The sequence below is a fragment of the Rhodococcus sp. DMU1 genome (genome assembly GCF_012272955.1).
GTDB lineage: Bacteria > Actinomycetota > Actinomycetes > Mycobacteriales > Mycobacteriaceae > Rhodococcus > Rhodococcus aetherivorans.
On record NZ_CP050952.1, the window covers coordinates 2,949,291 to 2,964,735 of the forward strand.

Here is a 15,445-nt window from a genome sequence, read left to right on the forward strand (position 1 = left end):
GACGGCGGGCCCGAGACGAGACGTCCCGAGCCCGCCGCCGGTGCACTGCGTGTGCGGTGAACCGATCTCGGACGTCAGCCCTTGATCATGTTGCGCAGCACGTACTGCAGGATGCCGCCGTTGCGGTAGTAGTCCGCCTCACCGGGGGTGTCGATCCGCACGACCGCGTCGAAGACGACCTTCTCGCCGTTCTCCCGGGTCGCGGTGACCTTGACGGTCTTCGGGGTGACGCCCTCGTTCAGCTTCTCGATGCCCTCGATGTCGTAGACCTCGGTGCCGTTCAGCTTCAGCGAGGCGGCCGACTCGCCGGCGGGGAACTGCAGCGGGACGACACCCATGCCGATGAGGTTGGAGCGGTGGATCCGCTCGAACGACTCGGTGATGACGGCCTTGACGCCGAGCAGGCTGGTGCCCTTGGCGGCCCAGTCCCGCGAGGAACCGGAGCCGTACTCCTTGCCGCCCAGCACGACCAGCGGGATGCCGGCGTTCTGGTAGTTCTGCGACGCGTCGTAGATGAACGCCTGCGGGCCGCCGTCCTGCGTGAAGTCGCGGGTGTAGCCGCCCGAGACGTCGTCGAGGAGCTGGTTGCGCAGCCGGATGTTCGCGAACGTGCCGCGGATCATCACCTCGTGGTTGCCGCGCCGCGAGCCGTAGGAGTTGAAGTCCTTGCGCTCGACACCGTTGGCCTCGAGGTACTGCGCGGCCGGGGTGCCCGCCTTGATGTTGCCGGCGGGGGAGATGTGGTCGGTGGTGACCGAATCGCCGAGCAGCGCGAGCACCCGCGCCCCCTTGATGTCCGTGACCGGAGCCGGGGTCTTGGGCATGCCCTCGAAGTACGGGGGCTTACGCACGTAGGTGGACTGGGGATCCCACTCGAAGGTCTTGCCCTCCGGGGTGGGCAGGCCACGCCAGCGCTCGTCGCCCTTGAACACGTCCGCGTAGCCCTTGACGTACATCTCCTGGCTGATCGCGGAGCCGATGGTGTCCTGGATCTCCTGGGCGGAGGGCCAGATGTCCTTCAGGAACACGTCGTTGCCGTCGGCATCCTGGCCGAGGGCGTCGTGCTCGAAGTCGAAGTCCATCGTGCCGGCGAGGGCGTAGGCGATGACCAGCGGCGGGGACGCCAGGTAGTTCATCTTCACGTCGGGGGAGATGCGACCCTCGAAGTTGCGGTTGCCGGAGAGCACCGCGGTGGCCGTCAGGTCGTTGTCGTTGATGGCCTTGCTGATCGCCTCGTCCAGCGGGCCGGAGTTGCCGATGCAGGTGGCGCAGCCGTAGCCGACGAGGTAGAAGCCGAGCTTCTCGAGGTACGGCCACAGGCCGGCCTTCTCGTAGTAGTCGGTGACGACCTGCGAGCCGGGGGCCATGGAGGTCTTGACCCACGGCTTGGCCGACAGGCCCTTCTCGACGGCGTTGCGGGCGAGCAGCGCGGCGCCGAGCATCACGGACGGGTTCGAGGTGTTGGTGCAGGAGGTGATGGAGGCGATCACGACGGCACCGTGGTCGAGGACGAACTCGCCCTTCTCCTCGGAGACGACCTTGACCGGCTTGGTCGGCCGGCCCTCGGAGCCGTTCGCGGCCGACTGGACATTCACGGCACCGTCGTCGGCGAAGGACAGGGCGACCGGGTCGGACGCCGGGAAGGACTCCTCGACGGCCTCGTCGAGCTGGGTGTGGTCGGCCGGGTGGTGCTCCTCCACGTAGTTGTGGATGTCCTTGCGGAAGGCGCTCTTCGACTCCGACAGCAGGATCCGGTCCTGCGGGCGCTTCGGGCCGGCGATGGACGGAACCACGTCACCGAGGTCGAGCTCGAGGTACTCGGAGTACTGCGGCTCGACATCCGCGTCGTGCCACAGGCCCTGCTCCTTGGCGTAGGCCTCGACGAGGGCGAGCTGCTCGTCGCTGCGGCCGGTCAGGCGCAGGTAGTTCACGGTCTCCTCGTCGATCGGGAAGATCGCCGCGGTGGAGCCGAACTCGGGGCTCATGTTGCCCAGGGTGGCGCGGTTGGCCAGCGGCACCTCGGCGACGCCCTTGCCGTAGAACTCGACGAACTTGCCGACGACACCGTGCTTGCGCAGCATCTCGGTGACGGTGAGGACCACGTCGGTGGCGGTCACGCCCGGCTTGATCTCACCGGTGAGCTTGAACCCGACCACGCGCGGGATGAGCATGGAGACCGGCTGGCCGAGCATCGCGGCCTCGGCCTCGATGCCGCCGACGCCCCAGCCGAGCACGCCCAGGCCGTTGACCATGGTGGTGTGCGAGTCGGTGCCGACGCAGGTGTCGGGGTAGGCCTGGCCGTTCCGGACCATGACGGTGCGCGCGAGGTGCTCGATGTTGACCTGGTGCACGATGCCGGTGCCGGGCGGGACGACCTTGAAGTCGTCGAAGGCGCCCTGGCCCCAGCGCAGGAACTGGTAGCGCTCCCCGTTGCGCTGGTACTCGATGTCGACGTTGCGCTCGAAGGCGTCGGCGCGGCCGGCGACGTCGATGATCACGGAGTGGTCGATGACCATCTCGGCGGGGGCCAGCGGGTTGACCTTGTTCGGGTCGCCGCCGAGGGTCTCGACGGCCTCGCGCATCGTGGCGAGGTCGACGATGCAGGGCACGCCGGTGAAGTCCTGCATGATCACGCGGGCGGGCGTGAACTGGATCTCGACGCTCGGCTCGGCCGACGGATCCCAGCTCGCGATGGCGCGGATGTGATCGGCGGTGATGTTTGCACCGTCTTCGGTGCGCAGCAGGTTCTCGGCGAGAACCTTCAGTGCGTAAGGGAGTTTCTCGGTGCCCGGAACGGCCGAGAGGCGGAAGATCTCGTAGGAGTTCTCTCCGACCTCCAGCGTCCCCTTGGCGCCGAACGAATCAATACTGGTGCTCACGTCAGCTCCACTCGTCGATGAGGCTCGCCGCCGACGGGGCTGTGTCGACGGCCGAAGCGAGGCCCCGGAGCCGAGCCGGGCCGCAGAACAGGGCCGGACGGCGTCGGAGGCGTCTCGCGGCAAGTCTAACAGTACGCTTGTCCTGTGAACCGATGGGACACAACCGCCGATCCGGCGTCCGGCCGCCGCCGCGGCGCCGTCGCGTAGGGTACGAACGGCGCCGCACGAGCGGCGGCCGTCGAGCCCCACGGAGAGAGATGTCTGCGCCCCTGTCACGTGTCCTGACACCGTCGGCCACCGACCTCCCCCCGGGTGTCTCGCTCGAGCAGGTCCTCGCCGATCTCGCCGACGACCAGGTCTCGGCACCCCCGGACCGCGTCGACGACCTGGTCGCCGTCGTCGAACGCGCGCAACAGCACGGCATCGACCTGAGCATCGTCGTGCTCGACCGCGATCCCCGGCTCGACTCGCAACTGCGCGACCTCGCGACCGACGTCGCCGGCGAGGACGGCGGCACCGTGCTCGTGCTGAGCCCCGGCTGGGCCGGCGCCCACAGCGACAGCATCGACCGGGTGCTCCTCGAGTCCGCGCAGGACCGCACCTACACCGGCGATCCGGTCGTCTCGGCGTCCAACTTCGTCGACGCACTCACCGAGCCCGCGCCGCCCTGGACGCTGCTGACGGTGCTGCTGCTGCTCGCGGTCGCGGGCGCGGCGGGGGCCACGTACCTCGCCAAGGCGGTCCGTCGCCGCGGCGACACCGGCGGGGCGGAGACGGTCGCTGCCGACCGGCCCGCCCGCTGACCGGACCGCACCGAGAATTTTCCCGGCCACCACTGTGGCCGTCGTCACAGTTCAGGGCGTTGACACAGGTCGAATTACCCTTCTGTTATTTGTGACTGGAGTTTCCTCGGGGTGCAAAGTGTCGTACGGTGCACTTGGCGCTCTTGGGGAAGGGGTGTCACACATACCCGGAGTCGGGTCGCGGTGCGAACCGTGAGGCGACGCCGGGCTGCCGAGCGATGCAACCGCGGCCTCGTCCGCGGTGGATCGCTGCTGCGGCGACCCCTTTCCAGGTTGCGCTCGGGTGCGTCCCGCCGGCGCGACCGAGGGAGGGCGATGTGAGGCGTAGCGGTATACGGCAGGCGATGTCCCGACAGCCGTCGCGGACGCCCCGAAGACGCCGACTGTCCCGCACGACCCGGCTGGTTCTCGGTCTCGGCCTGGCCATCTCCCTGATCGCGGGTACCGCCGCGTCCGCCGGCGCGGTACCGTCCCCGCCGCCGAATCCCAGCGATGCCGATCTCGCGGCCGCCGGGGTGGCCGTCGCCGCCGGGGTGGACCAGGTGGGCAGCCTCATCCTCCGGATCGCCACCGCCGACCAGCAACTCGCCGAACTCGAGAATCAGGTCGCGGTCAAGCGGGAGAACGTCAACCGTGCCCTCGTGGACCTGCAGTCCGCCCGCGACGCCGCCGACGCCGCCGCCCACGCGGTCGCCCTGTCGCAGCAGGCGCTGAAGGACGCGGGCACCCGGATCCGGCAGGCGCAGCAGGACTTCGACGCGTTCGCCCGCGACAGCTACGTCCAGGGCACCAATGTCGCCTCCCTCGCCTCGTTCATCGGCTCCACCGGTCCCGACGACCTGCTCGACCGCGCCCAGATCATGCGCCTGCTCTCCGCGGGCCGCACCGTCGTCCTCGACGCCCTCGAACGTGCCCGCACCGAGCAGGCCAACCGGGACTCGCGGGCGCGGGCCAGCAAGCAGGAGGCGGACGCCGCCGCCGCCGCGGCGGAGGAACGCCGGGCCGCCGCCGAGGCGGCGATCGCCGAGGCGCGCACCGCGCTGGCCGCGCAGACGGCCGAGAAGCAACGCATCGAACAGGACCGCGCGCAGGCGCAGGCCGAACTCGACCGGGCCCGCGGCACCGTCACCGGGCTCGAGGGCCAGCGCGCGCAGTACGCGGAGTGGGATCGGCAGCGGCAGGCCGAGGAGGCCGCGGCGGCCGCGGCCGAGACCGCCGCCCGGCAGGCTGCGGCCGACGCCGCCCGGCGCGTCGCCGCCGACGCCGACGCCCGCGCCCGCGCGGCCGAACTGGCCAACGGGCAGCGGCCCCACACCCAGATCGACGACTACGTGCGGCCCCGGCCGGCGGCCGCCGAATCCGGCGAGTCCGAGGTCGGATTCGAGTCGCCGCTGCCACCCACCTCCGACGCGACCACCACCCGGCCGGGCCGCACCACGCCCGAGCAGGACGAGTCGGGTACCGACGGGTCGGGCACCGACGGATCCGAGGACGGCACCGGCGGGTCGGGCACCGACGGATCCGGGGACGGCACCGGCGGATCCGGGGACGGCACCGACGGATCGGGGGACGGCACCGACGGATCGGGGGACGGCACCGACGGATCGGGCGAGCCGACGACCGACGGCAGCGGCGAGTCCGACTCGGAGGACTCGACGATCCCCGACCGCGCCGACCCGGTCGAGGAGGAGGGCACCACCACGTCTCCGCCGACCCGCAGCCGGCCCAGGACCACTCCCAAGCCGGGCTCGACCCTCGGCGGCACCGCCGCCGTCGAAACGGTGATCGACCGGGCGATGTCGCAGATCGGGGTGCCCTACGCCTGGGGTGGTGGCGACGAGAACGGTCCGACCCTCGGCATCCGCGACGGCGGCGTCGCCGACAGCTACGGGGACTACAACAAGGTCGGCTTCGACTGCTCCGGGCTGATGATCTACGCATTCGCCGGGATCGGGATCTCGCTGCCGCACTACACCGGCTACCAGTACACCGCGGGCGAGCAGGTGCCGTCGGCCGAGATGCGCCGCGGCGACATGATCTTCTACGGCCCGAACGCCAGCCAGCACGTGGGCCTCTACCTGGGCGACGGGCAGATGATCGAGGCGCCGCAGTCGGGTTCGCACGTGAAGATCTCACCGGTACGCTGGGACGGCATGACCCCGTACGTGGTACGGATGGTGTCCTGAGGCACCGCTTCGGCCCGGCCGGAGGCGGGCTCGCTCGACACCGGTGACCGCGGGCGTCGGCTCGGCGACGGCGGGGGCGTCCGGCACCTGGAATAGTGGTGTGGGTAGGTGACTTCGAGCAGGAACGACCTAGGCGAAAGCGGTGGATTCTTGGTGACCTCACGCGAGGGTGGCACGTCGGGCACGGCAACGTCGGACGCGAAGACCGCCACGGCGGCCGCGGCCGCCCCGGCCGGGGACGCGGCACGCACGTCGGACCAGGCACACGATGTGCGCCTGCTCGAGCAGGCGATCTACGAGGTCAAACGGGTGATCGTCGGTCAGGACCGGCTCGTCGAGCGGATGCTCGTCGGCGTCCTCGCCCGCGGCCACGTGTTGCTCGAAGGTGTTCCCGGCGTGGCCAAGACCCTCGCGGTCGAGACGTTCGCGAAGGTCGTCGGCGGCTCGTTCTCCCGCGTGCAGTTCACCCCGGACCTGGTGCCGACCGACCTCGTCGGCACCCGCATCTACCGGCAGGGCCGCGAGGCGTTCGACACCGAACTCGGGCCCGTCGTGGCGAACTTCGTGCTCGCCGACGAGATCAACCGGGCCCCGGCGAAGGTACAGTCCGCGCTGCTCGAGGTGATGGCCGAACGGCACGTCACGATCGGTGGCAGGACCTTCCCCATGCCCGACCCGTTCCTGGTGATGGCCACCCAGAACCCGATCGAGAACGAGGGCGTGTATCCGCTGCCGGAGGCCCAGCGCGACCGGTTCCTGTTCAAGGTCCTCGTCGACTACCCCACGGTCGAGGAGGAACGCGAGATCGTCTACCGCATGGGGGTGGCCGCACCCGAACCCAAGCAGGTCCTCGACAGCGACGAGCTGATCCGCCTGCAGCAGGTCGCCAACCGCGTGTTCGTCCACCACGCCCTCGTCGACTACGTGGTGCGCGTCATCTTCGCCACCCGCGCCCCCGGCGAGATCGGCCTGACCGAGGTCGACGGGTGGATCGCCTACGGGGCCTCCCCGCGGGCGACCCTCGGCATCATCTCCGCCGCGCGCGCCCTGGCGCTGCTGCGCGGTCGCGACTACGTCGTGCCGCAGGACGTCGTCGACATCATCCCGGACGTGCTGCGGCACCGGCTGGTGCTGTCCTACGACGCCCTCGCCGACGACGTCACGCCCGACCAGATCATCGCCCGCATCCTGCAGACCGTCGGCATGCCGCAGGTCGCCCCGCAGGCCAACCCGCCCGCCCCGGTCCCGGTCGGGGCCGCGGCCGCGCCGGCGGCAGGCGTGACCGGGCCGGAGGCGGGTGCGGGGCAGCGGTGAGCCGACGCCCCCCGGTGACCCCGCCGACCTTCCGTTCCGGCGAGCTGCGTGACCCCGCCCTCACGGCGGCGCTGCGGACCCTCGAGCTGACCGTGCGGCGCCGCCTCGACGGGGTGCTGCACGGCGACCACCTCGGGCTCATCCCGGGGCCCGGCTCGGAGCCCGGCGACGCCCGCGAGTACCAGCCCGGCGACGACGTGCGGCAGATGGACTGGTCCGTCACCGCCCGCACCACCCACCCGCACGTGCGGCAGACCGTCGCCGACCGCGAACTCGAGACCTGGTTGGCGATCGACCTCTCGTCCAGCCTCGACTTCGGCACCGGGGTCTGCGAGAAGCGGGACCTCGCCGTGGCCGCCGCCGCCGCGGTCGGCTACCTCGCCGGCGGCGGCGGCAACCGGATCGGTGCCGTGGTGAGCACCGGGGCGCGCACCCACCGCGTGCCCGCCCGCGGCGGCCAGTTGCACACGCAGGCGATGCTCCGCTCGATCGCGACGACCCCGCACGCCCCCGACGGCACCCGCGGGGACCTGCGCGGGCTGATCGAGTCGCTGCGCCGCCCGCAGCGTCGCCGCGGCCTGGCCGTCGTCGTCAGCGACTTCCTCGGCCCCATCGACTGGGAGCGTTCGCTGCGCGCCCTGTCCGGCCGGCACGACCTGCTCGCGGTGGAAGTCCTCGACCGCCGCGACCTCGAACTGCCCGACCTCGGCGACGTCGTGCTGCACGACCCCGAGACCGGGCACACCCGCGAGTTCACCACCAGCGAGCAGTTGCGCGCCGACTACGCCCGGGCCGCCGCCGAGCACCGCGCCGCCGTGCGCAAGGCCGTCCGCGGCTGCGGCGCCCCGCTGCTGAGCCTGCGCACCGACCGCAACTGGATCGACGACGTGGTCCGGTTCGTCGCCGCCCGCCGCCACAGCTTCGGCGCCCCGGTGAAGGGGGGCCGGTGAGCATCTCCGACTTCACCGCGCCGTGGTGGTTGCTGTTCCTGTTCGTCGTCGGGGCCCTCGCCGCCGGATACGTGGCGGTGCAACGCCGCCGGATGCGGCACACGCTGCGGTTCACCAACCTCGAGCTGCTCGAGAAGGTCGCCCCCCAGCGGCCCGGCCGCAGCCGGCACGTCCCGGTCGCGTTGCTGCTGGCCGGGCTGGCGCTGCTCACCGTCGCCGCTGCCGGGCCCACCGCCGAGCAGCGGGTTCCGCGCAACCGCGCCACCGTTGTCCTGGTGATCGACGTGTCGCTGTCGATGCAGGCCACCGACGTCGAGCCCACTCGCCTCGCCGCCGCGCAGGCCGCCGCCAAGTCGTTCGCCGACGACCTGACTCCCGGCATCAACCTCGGCCTGGTGGCGTTCTCCGGCACCGCGTCGGTGCTCGTCTCGCCGACCACCAACCGGGAGGCCACCAAGACCGCGATCGACAACCTGCAGCTGAGCGAGCGCACCGCCACCGGCGAGGCGATCTTCACGGCCCTGCAGTCCGTCGACACCCTCGCCGCGGTGCTCGGCGGCGGCGACCAGGCACCCCCGGCGCGGATCGTGCTGCTCTCGGACGGCAAGCAGACCGTCCCGGAGAGCCCCGACGACCCGCGCGGCGGCTTCACCGCCGCCCGGCAGGCCGCGGACAAGGACGTGCCCGTCTCGACCATCTCCTTCGGCACCGAGTACGGCACCGTCACGATCGAGGACGAGCGCATCCCGGTGCCGGTGGACGACCCGTCCCTGAAGGAGATCGCCAACCTCTCCGGCGGCACCTTCTTCACCGCATCGAACCTGCAGGAACTCGAGGACGCCTACAACACCCTCGAGGAACAGATCGGGTACGAGACCACCCGCGGCGACGCCAGCCGCCCGTGGCTGATCCTCGGTGTCCTCGCCGTCGCCGGGGGTGTCGCCGCCGCCCTGCTGCTGCGCCAACGCCTGCCCTGACCTGCGCCGCGGACCGCGTGCCCGCCGCCGCGGGCGCCTTGTTACCGACCCGTACCGCCACCAGATAGGGTTTGACCCCATGACTGACGCAAGCAGCCCCGCCGGATCGCCGCGCCCCGCGGCCACCCCCCGCTCGGTTCTCGTCACCGGCGGCAACCGCGGCATCGGCCTCGCCGTCGCTCGCCGCCTGCAGGCGGACGGCCACAAGGTCGCCGTCACCCACCGCGGCTCCGGCGCCCCGGACGGACTGTTCGGCGTCCGGTGCGATGTCACCGACAGCGCGTCCGTCGACGCCGCGTTCAAGGAGGTCGAAGAGCACCAGGGCCCGGTCGAGGTCCTGGTCGCGAACGCCGGCATCACCGACGACACGCTGCTGATGCGGATGACCGAGGACCAGTTCGCGAAGGTCATCGACGCCAACCTCACCGGTGCGTTCCGGTGCGCGAAGCGCGCCAACCGCGCGATGCTGCGGGGGCGCTGGGGTCGGATGATCTTCCTCGGCTCGGTCGTCGGCATGGCCGGTCAGGCGGGGCAGATCAACTACGCGTCCTCGAAGGCCGGCGTCATCGGCCTGGCCCGCTCGGTGACCCGCGAACTCGGCTCGCGTTCGATCACGGCGAATGTCGTCGCGCCCGGATTCATCGAGACGGACATGACCGCCGAGCTCTCCGACGACGTCCGCGACACCGCGAAGAAGTTCATCCCGCTGCAGCGTCTCGGCAAGCCCGAGGACGTCGCGGCGGTCGTGAGCTTCCTCGCGTCCGACGACTCCGCCTACGTCTCCGGCGCGGTCATCCCCGTCGACGGCGGCCTCGGCATGGGGCACTGACGCCGGCACGCACGCCACCACATCCGAAACTCACTGGAGGACCGACACACTCATGGGCGGACTGCTCGAGGGCAAGACCATTCTCGTCACCGGCATCATCACCGACGCCTCCATCGCCTTCCACACCGCGAAGGTCGCGCAGGAACAGGGCGCGAAGGTCGTCGTCACCGGCTTCGACCGGCTGCGCCTGATCGATCGCATCGCGCAGCGGCTGCCGCAGCCGGTGCCCCCGGCCCTCGAACTCGACGTGCAGAACACCGACCACCTCGACACCCTCGCCGGCCGGGTGCGCGAGCTCGCCCCCGAGGGCCTCGACGGCGTCGTGCACTCCATCGGCTTCGCCCCCCGCTCCTGCCTGGGCAGCCCGTTCCTCGACGCGCCGTGGACCGACGTCGCCGTCGCCCTCGAGGTCTCCGCCTACTCCTACGCCGCGCTCGCCAAGGCCCTGCTGCCCGTCCTCAACGACGGCGCCTCCCTGGTCGGCATGGACTTCGACCCCGCCCGCGCCGTCCCGTTCTACAACTGGATGGGCGTGTCCAAGGCCACCCTCGAGTCCGTCAACCGGTACGTCGCCAAGGAGGTCGGCGGCCGCGGTATCCGCTCCAACCTCGTCGCCGCCGGCCCGATCAAGACCCTCGCCGCCAAGGCCATCGCCGGCGACGCCACCGGCCCCGGCGCCGAGATGAACCGGCTCAACGAGGGCTGGTCCGCGGCGGCCCCGATCGGCTGGGACGTCGATGACCCCACGCCCGTCGCGAAGACCGTGTGCACGGTGCTGTCCGACTGGCTGCCCGGCACCACCGGGTCGATCGTCTACGTCGACGGGGGATTCCATTCCCAGGTCGGCTTCGGTGCCGGCGCCTAGGGTCGAGCCATGACCCGTACCTCCGAGCCGTACGACGCACTGCTGGTGCTCTCGTTCGGCGGTCCGGAAGGACCGGACGACGTGCGCCCGTTCCTCGAGAATGTCACCCGGGGCCGCGGCGTGCCGCCCGAACGCCTCGACGAGGTCGCCGAGCACTACCTGCACTTCGGGGGTGTCTCACCGATCAACGCCCTCAACCGCGACCTCATCGCGCGCCTCGAGGCGGACTTCGCCGCCGCCGGGCTGGATCTGCCGATCTACTTCGGCAACCGCAACTGGCACCCGATGATCGAGGACACCGTCGCGGCCATGCGCGACGACGGGGTGCGCAACGCGCTGGTGTTCCCCACCTCGGCGTGGGGTGGCTATTCGGGGTGCCGGCAGTACCACGAGGACATCGCCCGCGCCCGCGCCGCCGTCGGCGACGACGCACCCGTGCTGACCAAGCTGCGGCACTTCTACGATCACCCGCTGTTCCTCGACGCCGTCGCCGACGCGGTCGCCGCGGCGCGGGCACAGCTGCCCGCCGACCGCCGCGACGCGGCGCGCCTGGTGTTCACCGCCCACTCGGTGCCCACCGCCGCCGACGCCACCGGCGGCCCACCCGAGCTGGGCGGGCACCTGTACAGCCGGCAGGTCGCCGAGGCGGCCCGCCTGGTCGCCACCGCCGCCGGCAGCGCTGACCACGACCTGGTGTGGCAGTCCCGATCCGGGCCGCCGCAGGTGCCGTGGCTCGAGCCGGACATCGTCGACCACCTCGAGGCCCTGCACGCGCGCGGCGTCGACGCGGTCGTCGTCGTGCCCGTCGGCTTCGTCTCCGACCACCTCGAAGTCGTCTGGGACCTCGACACCGAAGCCCGCGACCGGGCCGCGGAACTCGGCATGGCGTTCGCCCGCGCCGCCACCGCCGGCCCCGACCCGCGGTTCGTGCAGATGGTGCGCGAGCTGGTGCGCGAACACCTCGACGGCGCCGCCCCCGTGCGGCGCGGCGCCCAGCCGCTGCTGGGCGTCGGCTGCAACGGCGTGCTGTGCGCACCGGAATGCTGCCGGCCACCGGCCCGGCCCCGCCGCTGACCGGGCGGGCTCAGCCCACCACCCCGGGCTCGGGGTAAGAGAACGAGGACGCCGGGCCTCTCCGAGGCGTGTCCGCGGCATCGGGTCAGGCGTGATGCCCCGCCCGGACCGCGGCCGCCACCGCCCCGAGCCGGGCGGCCCGCACCGCGGCCCACAGCGGACGCAGCGCCTCCTCCCGCGCGGCCTGCCCGCTGGCCGAGGCGGCCCTCGGTTCCACACCGCGGCCGGCGACCGTGAGGATGGCCGCGACCTGATCGGCCGAGTCGAGGATGCGGGCCGCGCGCCCCGGCATCGACTCCGGATACCGGTGCCGCGCATGTTCGGCGACCTCGGCCGCGATCTGCTCCCGGGGGTCGGCGGTGCGGCCGTCCGCGCCGACGGTCAGCACCCGGCCCACCCTCGCCGCCGCGTCCCGCACCGCCTCGCGCATGGCGAACTCGGCCTCCCCGAGGCCGGGCTCGGCGGGCGGCTCGGGCACCGCCGGGACCGCGAACAGCGTCCAGCGCAGCACGTCGGGCCCCTCCACCGAGGGGACGAAGCCGAGACCGGGGGTCCCGGGTGCGCCGGCGAGCACCGCCTCGCCGGCCGCGACCGCGGCGCGCGCCAGCTCGGTGCCCGGCGGCAGGCCCCGCACGTCGCCGGGCACGGGCAGCACCAGCCGGATCCCGTCCACGCCGGCCGGATCGGCCCGGCGCAGCGCGGACAGCAGCACGGCGGCGCCGTCCACGGGCGAATGCTCGGGCACGGCGGAGAAGTCGGCGGCGGGCTCGTCGCGGGAGACCACCAGATGCATCGGCGCCCAGGCGTGCAGGGCGTCGATGACGTCGTCCGGTGCGGCGTGCCCGGCCAACCAGGAACCGGCCCACACCGTCAGGGTCTGACCGGGTGAACTCACGGTTTCCGAGCATAGGCGCCGTCCCGGCAACGGGGCCACGGCCGGTCGGCGTGCCCTCCCGCCGCGGCGGCCGCGGCGGCCCTAACGTGGCGGGCGTGAGTCCCGACATGTACGGCGGCGACATCTTCGCCGGCCATCCGCGCGCCCGTAAGCCCACGATCCCCGAGGTGCCCGCCGAGAAGGACCTGGTGGTCGAGGACGTCGCGTCCGGTTGGTGCGGTGCGATCGTCGGCATCGAACGCACCTACGACGGCGACTTCGTCCGGCTCGAGGACGCTTCGCGGTGCACCCGGCTGTTCGCGCTGCGCCCCGCCGCGTTCCTCCTCGACGGCCGGCCGGTGACGCTGGTGCGGCCCGCGCCGCGGCCGACGGCGGGCGGCCCCACCCGGTCCGCGTCCGGGTCCACGAAGGTCGAGGGGTTGCGGGCGCGGGTCGCGCGCGGCAGCCGCATCTGGGTGGAGGGCGTGCACGACGCGGCCCTCGTCGAACGCGTGTGGGGGCACGATCTGCGCGTCGAGGGGGTCGTGGTCGAGCAACTCGAGGGCCTGGACAATCTGGGGGAGCGGCTCGCCGGGTTCGCGCCCGGTCCCGGCCGCCGCGTGGGGGTGCTCGCCGACCATCTCGTCGCCGGATCCAAGGAGGAGCGGCTGACCGCGAACCTCGGGCCGCACGTGCTCGTCACCGGGCATCCGTTCGTCGACGTGTGGCAGGCGGTGCGGCCCAAGGCGCTGGGAATCGAGGCGTGGCCGACGATTCCGCGCGGGCAGGACTGGAAGACCGGGGTGTGCCGGGCGCTGGGGTGGGGCAGCCCGCAGGACGGGTGGCGCCGCGTCTACTCGGCGGTGTCGAGCTTCCGGGATCTCGAGGCGCCGCTGATCGGGGCGGTCGAGCGGCTCGTCGACTTCGTCACCGAGCCCACCGGGGACTGACCGCGCCGGGGCCGTGACCTGCGGAGCCACCCGCGATGTCCGATTTGTGGTTGGATGGCGTCGTGTCGGCATTGATATGGCTGATCGCCGGGCTGGTGCTCGCCGCCGCGGAGGCGCTGACGGGTGATTTCGTCCTGCTGATGCTCGGAGGCGCGGCCCTGGCCACCGCCGGGGTGTCCGCCGCGACGGATCTGCCGGTGTGGGCCGACGCGGTGGTGTTCGCGGTGTCGTCGCTGGTGCTGCTGGGCGGGGTGCGGCCGGTGCTGCGCCGGCGCTACGCCCTGCCGCCGGCGAAGGCGACGAACGTGGACGCCCTGCCGGGCAAGCAGGCACTGGTGCTCGAGGAGGTGGCCGCGCACTCCGGGCAGGTGAAGCTGGACGGTGAGGTGTGGACCGCGCGTCCGCTGGACGTCACCGAGGTGTATCCGCCCGGCACGACCGTGACCGTGATGCAGATCGACGGCGCGACGGCCGTCGTGTGGAAGGGGCCGTAGATGGAAGCGCTGATCGTGCTCGCCGTCGTCGTGGCGTTCGTGGCGCTGGTGGTCGTCAAATCGGTGGCGCTGGTGCCGCAGGCCGAGGCCGCGGTGATCGAGCGGCTCGGCCGCTACTACCGGACCGTGTCGGGACAGCTGACGTTCCTGGTGCCGTTCGTCGACCGGATCCGCGCCAAGGTGGACCTGCGCGAGCGGGTGGTCTCGTTCCCGCCGCAGCCGGTGATCACCCAGGACAACCTCACCCTGAGCATCGACACGGTCGTGTACTTCCAGGTGACGAATCCGCAGGCCGCCGTGTACGAGATCAGCAACTACATCGCGGCGGTGGAGCAGCTGACGGTGACCACGCTGCGCAACGTGGTCGGCGGCATGACCCTGGAGGAGACGCTGACCTCCCGCGATTCGATCAACGGGCAGCTGCGCGGCGTGCTCGACGAGGCGACCGGCCGCTGGGGACTGCGCGTGGCCCGGGTGGAGCTCAAGAGCATCGATCCGCCCCCGTCGATCCAGGAGTCGATGGAGAAGCAGATGAAGGCGGACCGGGAGAAGCGGGCGATGATCCTCACCGCCGAGGGGCACCGGGAGTCGGCGATCAAGACCGCCGAGGGCGACAAGCAGTCCCGGATCCTGTCGGCCGAGGGCGCCAAGCAGGCGGCCATCCTCGAGGCGGAGGCCGATCGCCAGTCGCGGATCCTGCGCGCCCAGGGTGACCGCGCCGCGAAGTACCTCGAGGCGCAGGGCCAGGCGAAGGCCATCGAGAAGGTGTTCGCGGCGATCAAGTCCGGTCGGCCGACGCCCGAGTTGCTCGCGTACCAGTACCTGCAGACGCTGCCGCAGATGGCGCAGGGCGACGCGAACAAGGTGTGGATGGTGCCGAGCGATTTCGGGGACGCCCTCAAGGGCTTCGCCCGGCACCTCGGTGCGCCGGGCGAGGACGGGGTGTTCCGGTTCGAGCCGAGCCCGGTCGACGAGAGGCTCCCGCGGCCGGAGGACGACACCGACGAGGTGGCCGACTGGTTCTCCACCGCGCGCGACCCGGAGGTCGCGCAGGCCGTCGCCGCCGCCGAGGCCGTCGCCCGCAAGCCGGTCGATCCGGCGCTGCACAACCCGACCGGCGCCGAACGCCGGGGCGGGGAGCCGGCCGCGTCCCCCGCGACGGCGTTGCCGCCGTCGGAGCCGATCACGGGCGGATGGGTGCAGCCGCAGCCGGGGCAGCGGCACGGCGAACCCCGGTGACCGGAGGGCCG

The 15,445-nt window shown here is 72.3% G+C and carries 13 protein-coding genes; 11 read left to right on the forward strand and 2 right to left on the reverse strand.

Going from position 1 to position 15,445, the window contains the following annotated elements:
- Positions 1-74: 74 nt before the first annotated feature.
- The gene (gene acnA, locus HFP48_RS13835) at positions 75-2,879 is read right to left on the reverse strand and encodes an aconitate hydratase AcnA (protein ID WP_065922572.1); all 2,805 of its coding nucleotides are present in this window, start codon (positions 2,877-2,879) and stop codon (positions 75-77) included.
- A 257-nt stretch (positions 2,880-3,136) separates the two neighbouring features.
- Between acnA and HFP48_RS13840 the strand changes: the two genes are divergently transcribed.
- From HFP48_RS13840 to HFP48_RS13875, 8 genes are all read left to right on the forward strand, one after another.
- The gene (locus HFP48_RS13840) at positions 3,137-3,682 is read left to right on the forward strand and encodes a DUF6676 family protein (protein ID WP_006939285.1); all 546 of its coding nucleotides are present in this window, start codon (positions 3,137-3,139) and stop codon (positions 3,680-3,682) included.
- Positions 3,683-4,026: 344 nt separating this feature from the next.
- A complete protein-coding gene (locus HFP48_RS13845) occupies positions 4,027-5,868 on the forward strand; it encodes an NlpC/P60 family protein (RefSeq protein ID WP_168579640.1) in 1,842 nt (613 codons plus the stop codon).
- A 153-nt stretch (positions 5,869-6,021) separates the two neighbouring features.
- Complete coding sequence (locus HFP48_RS13850; protein ID WP_006939288.1) at positions 6,022-7,182, forward strand: MoxR family ATPase; 1,161 nt, start codon at positions 6,022-6,024, stop codon at positions 7,180-7,182.
- Complete coding sequence (locus HFP48_RS13855; RefSeq protein WP_168579641.1) at positions 7,179-8,132, forward strand: DUF58 domain-containing protein; 954 nt, start codon at positions 7,179-7,181, stop codon at positions 8,130-8,132. Before HFP48_RS13850 ends, HFP48_RS13855 begins: the two co-directional genes overlap by 4 nt.
- On the forward strand, positions 8,129-9,109 hold the full coding sequence (locus HFP48_RS13860) for a VWA domain-containing protein (RefSeq protein ID WP_006939291.1): 981 nt from the start codon (positions 8,129-8,131) through the stop codon (positions 9,107-9,109). Before HFP48_RS13855 ends, HFP48_RS13860 begins: the two co-directional genes overlap by 4 nt.
- Positions 9,110-9,188: 79 nt before the next feature.
- Positions 9,189-9,938 (forward strand): 3-oxoacyl-ACP reductase FabG1, encoded by a 750-nt coding sequence (fabG1, locus tag HFP48_RS13865; RefSeq protein ID WP_029543667.1) that lies wholly within the window; start codon positions 9,189-9,191, stop codon positions 9,936-9,938.
- A 52-nt stretch (positions 9,939-9,990) separates the two neighbouring features.
- Positions 9,991-10,803, forward strand: a complete 813-nt coding sequence (gene inhA / locus HFP48_RS13870) for an NADH-dependent enoyl-ACP reductase InhA (RefSeq protein ID WP_006939295.1) — start codon at positions 9,991-9,993, stop codon at positions 10,801-10,803.
- A gap of 9 nt (positions 10,804-10,812) precedes the next feature.
- The gene (locus HFP48_RS13875; RefSeq protein WP_065922570.1) at positions 10,813-11,877 is read left to right on the forward strand and encodes a ferrochelatase; all 1,065 of its coding nucleotides are present in this window, start codon (positions 10,813-10,815) and stop codon (positions 11,875-11,877) included.
- 85 nt (positions 11,878-11,962) lie between these two features.
- Here HFP48_RS13875 and HFP48_RS13880 read toward each other — a convergent pair whose 3' ends face one another.
- Entirely contained in the window at positions 11,963-12,772 is an 810-nt protein-coding gene (locus HFP48_RS13880; protein WP_006939299.1) for a hypothetical protein, read from the reverse strand.
- Between the two features lie 107 nt (positions 12,773-12,879).
- Here HFP48_RS13880 and HFP48_RS13885 point away from each other — a divergent pair, with 107 nt between their 5' ends.
- From HFP48_RS13885 to HFP48_RS13895, 3 genes are all read left to right on the forward strand, one after another.
- A complete protein-coding gene (locus tag HFP48_RS13885; protein ID WP_065922569.1) occupies positions 12,880-13,701 on the forward strand; it encodes a DUF3097 domain-containing protein in 822 nt (273 codons plus the stop codon).
- A 62-nt stretch (positions 13,702-13,763) separates the two neighbouring features.
- Positions 13,764-14,195 carry an NfeD family protein gene (locus HFP48_RS13890; RefSeq protein ID WP_029543671.1) on the forward strand — a complete coding sequence of 144 codons (432 nt, stop codon included), beginning with the start codon at positions 13,764-13,766 and terminating at the stop codon, positions 14,193-14,195.
- Complete coding sequence (locus HFP48_RS13895) at positions 14,196-15,434, forward strand: SPFH domain-containing protein (protein WP_006939305.1); 1,239 nt, start codon at positions 14,196-14,198, stop codon at positions 15,432-15,434.
- The last annotated feature ends 11 nt before the right edge of the window (positions 15,435-15,445 follow it).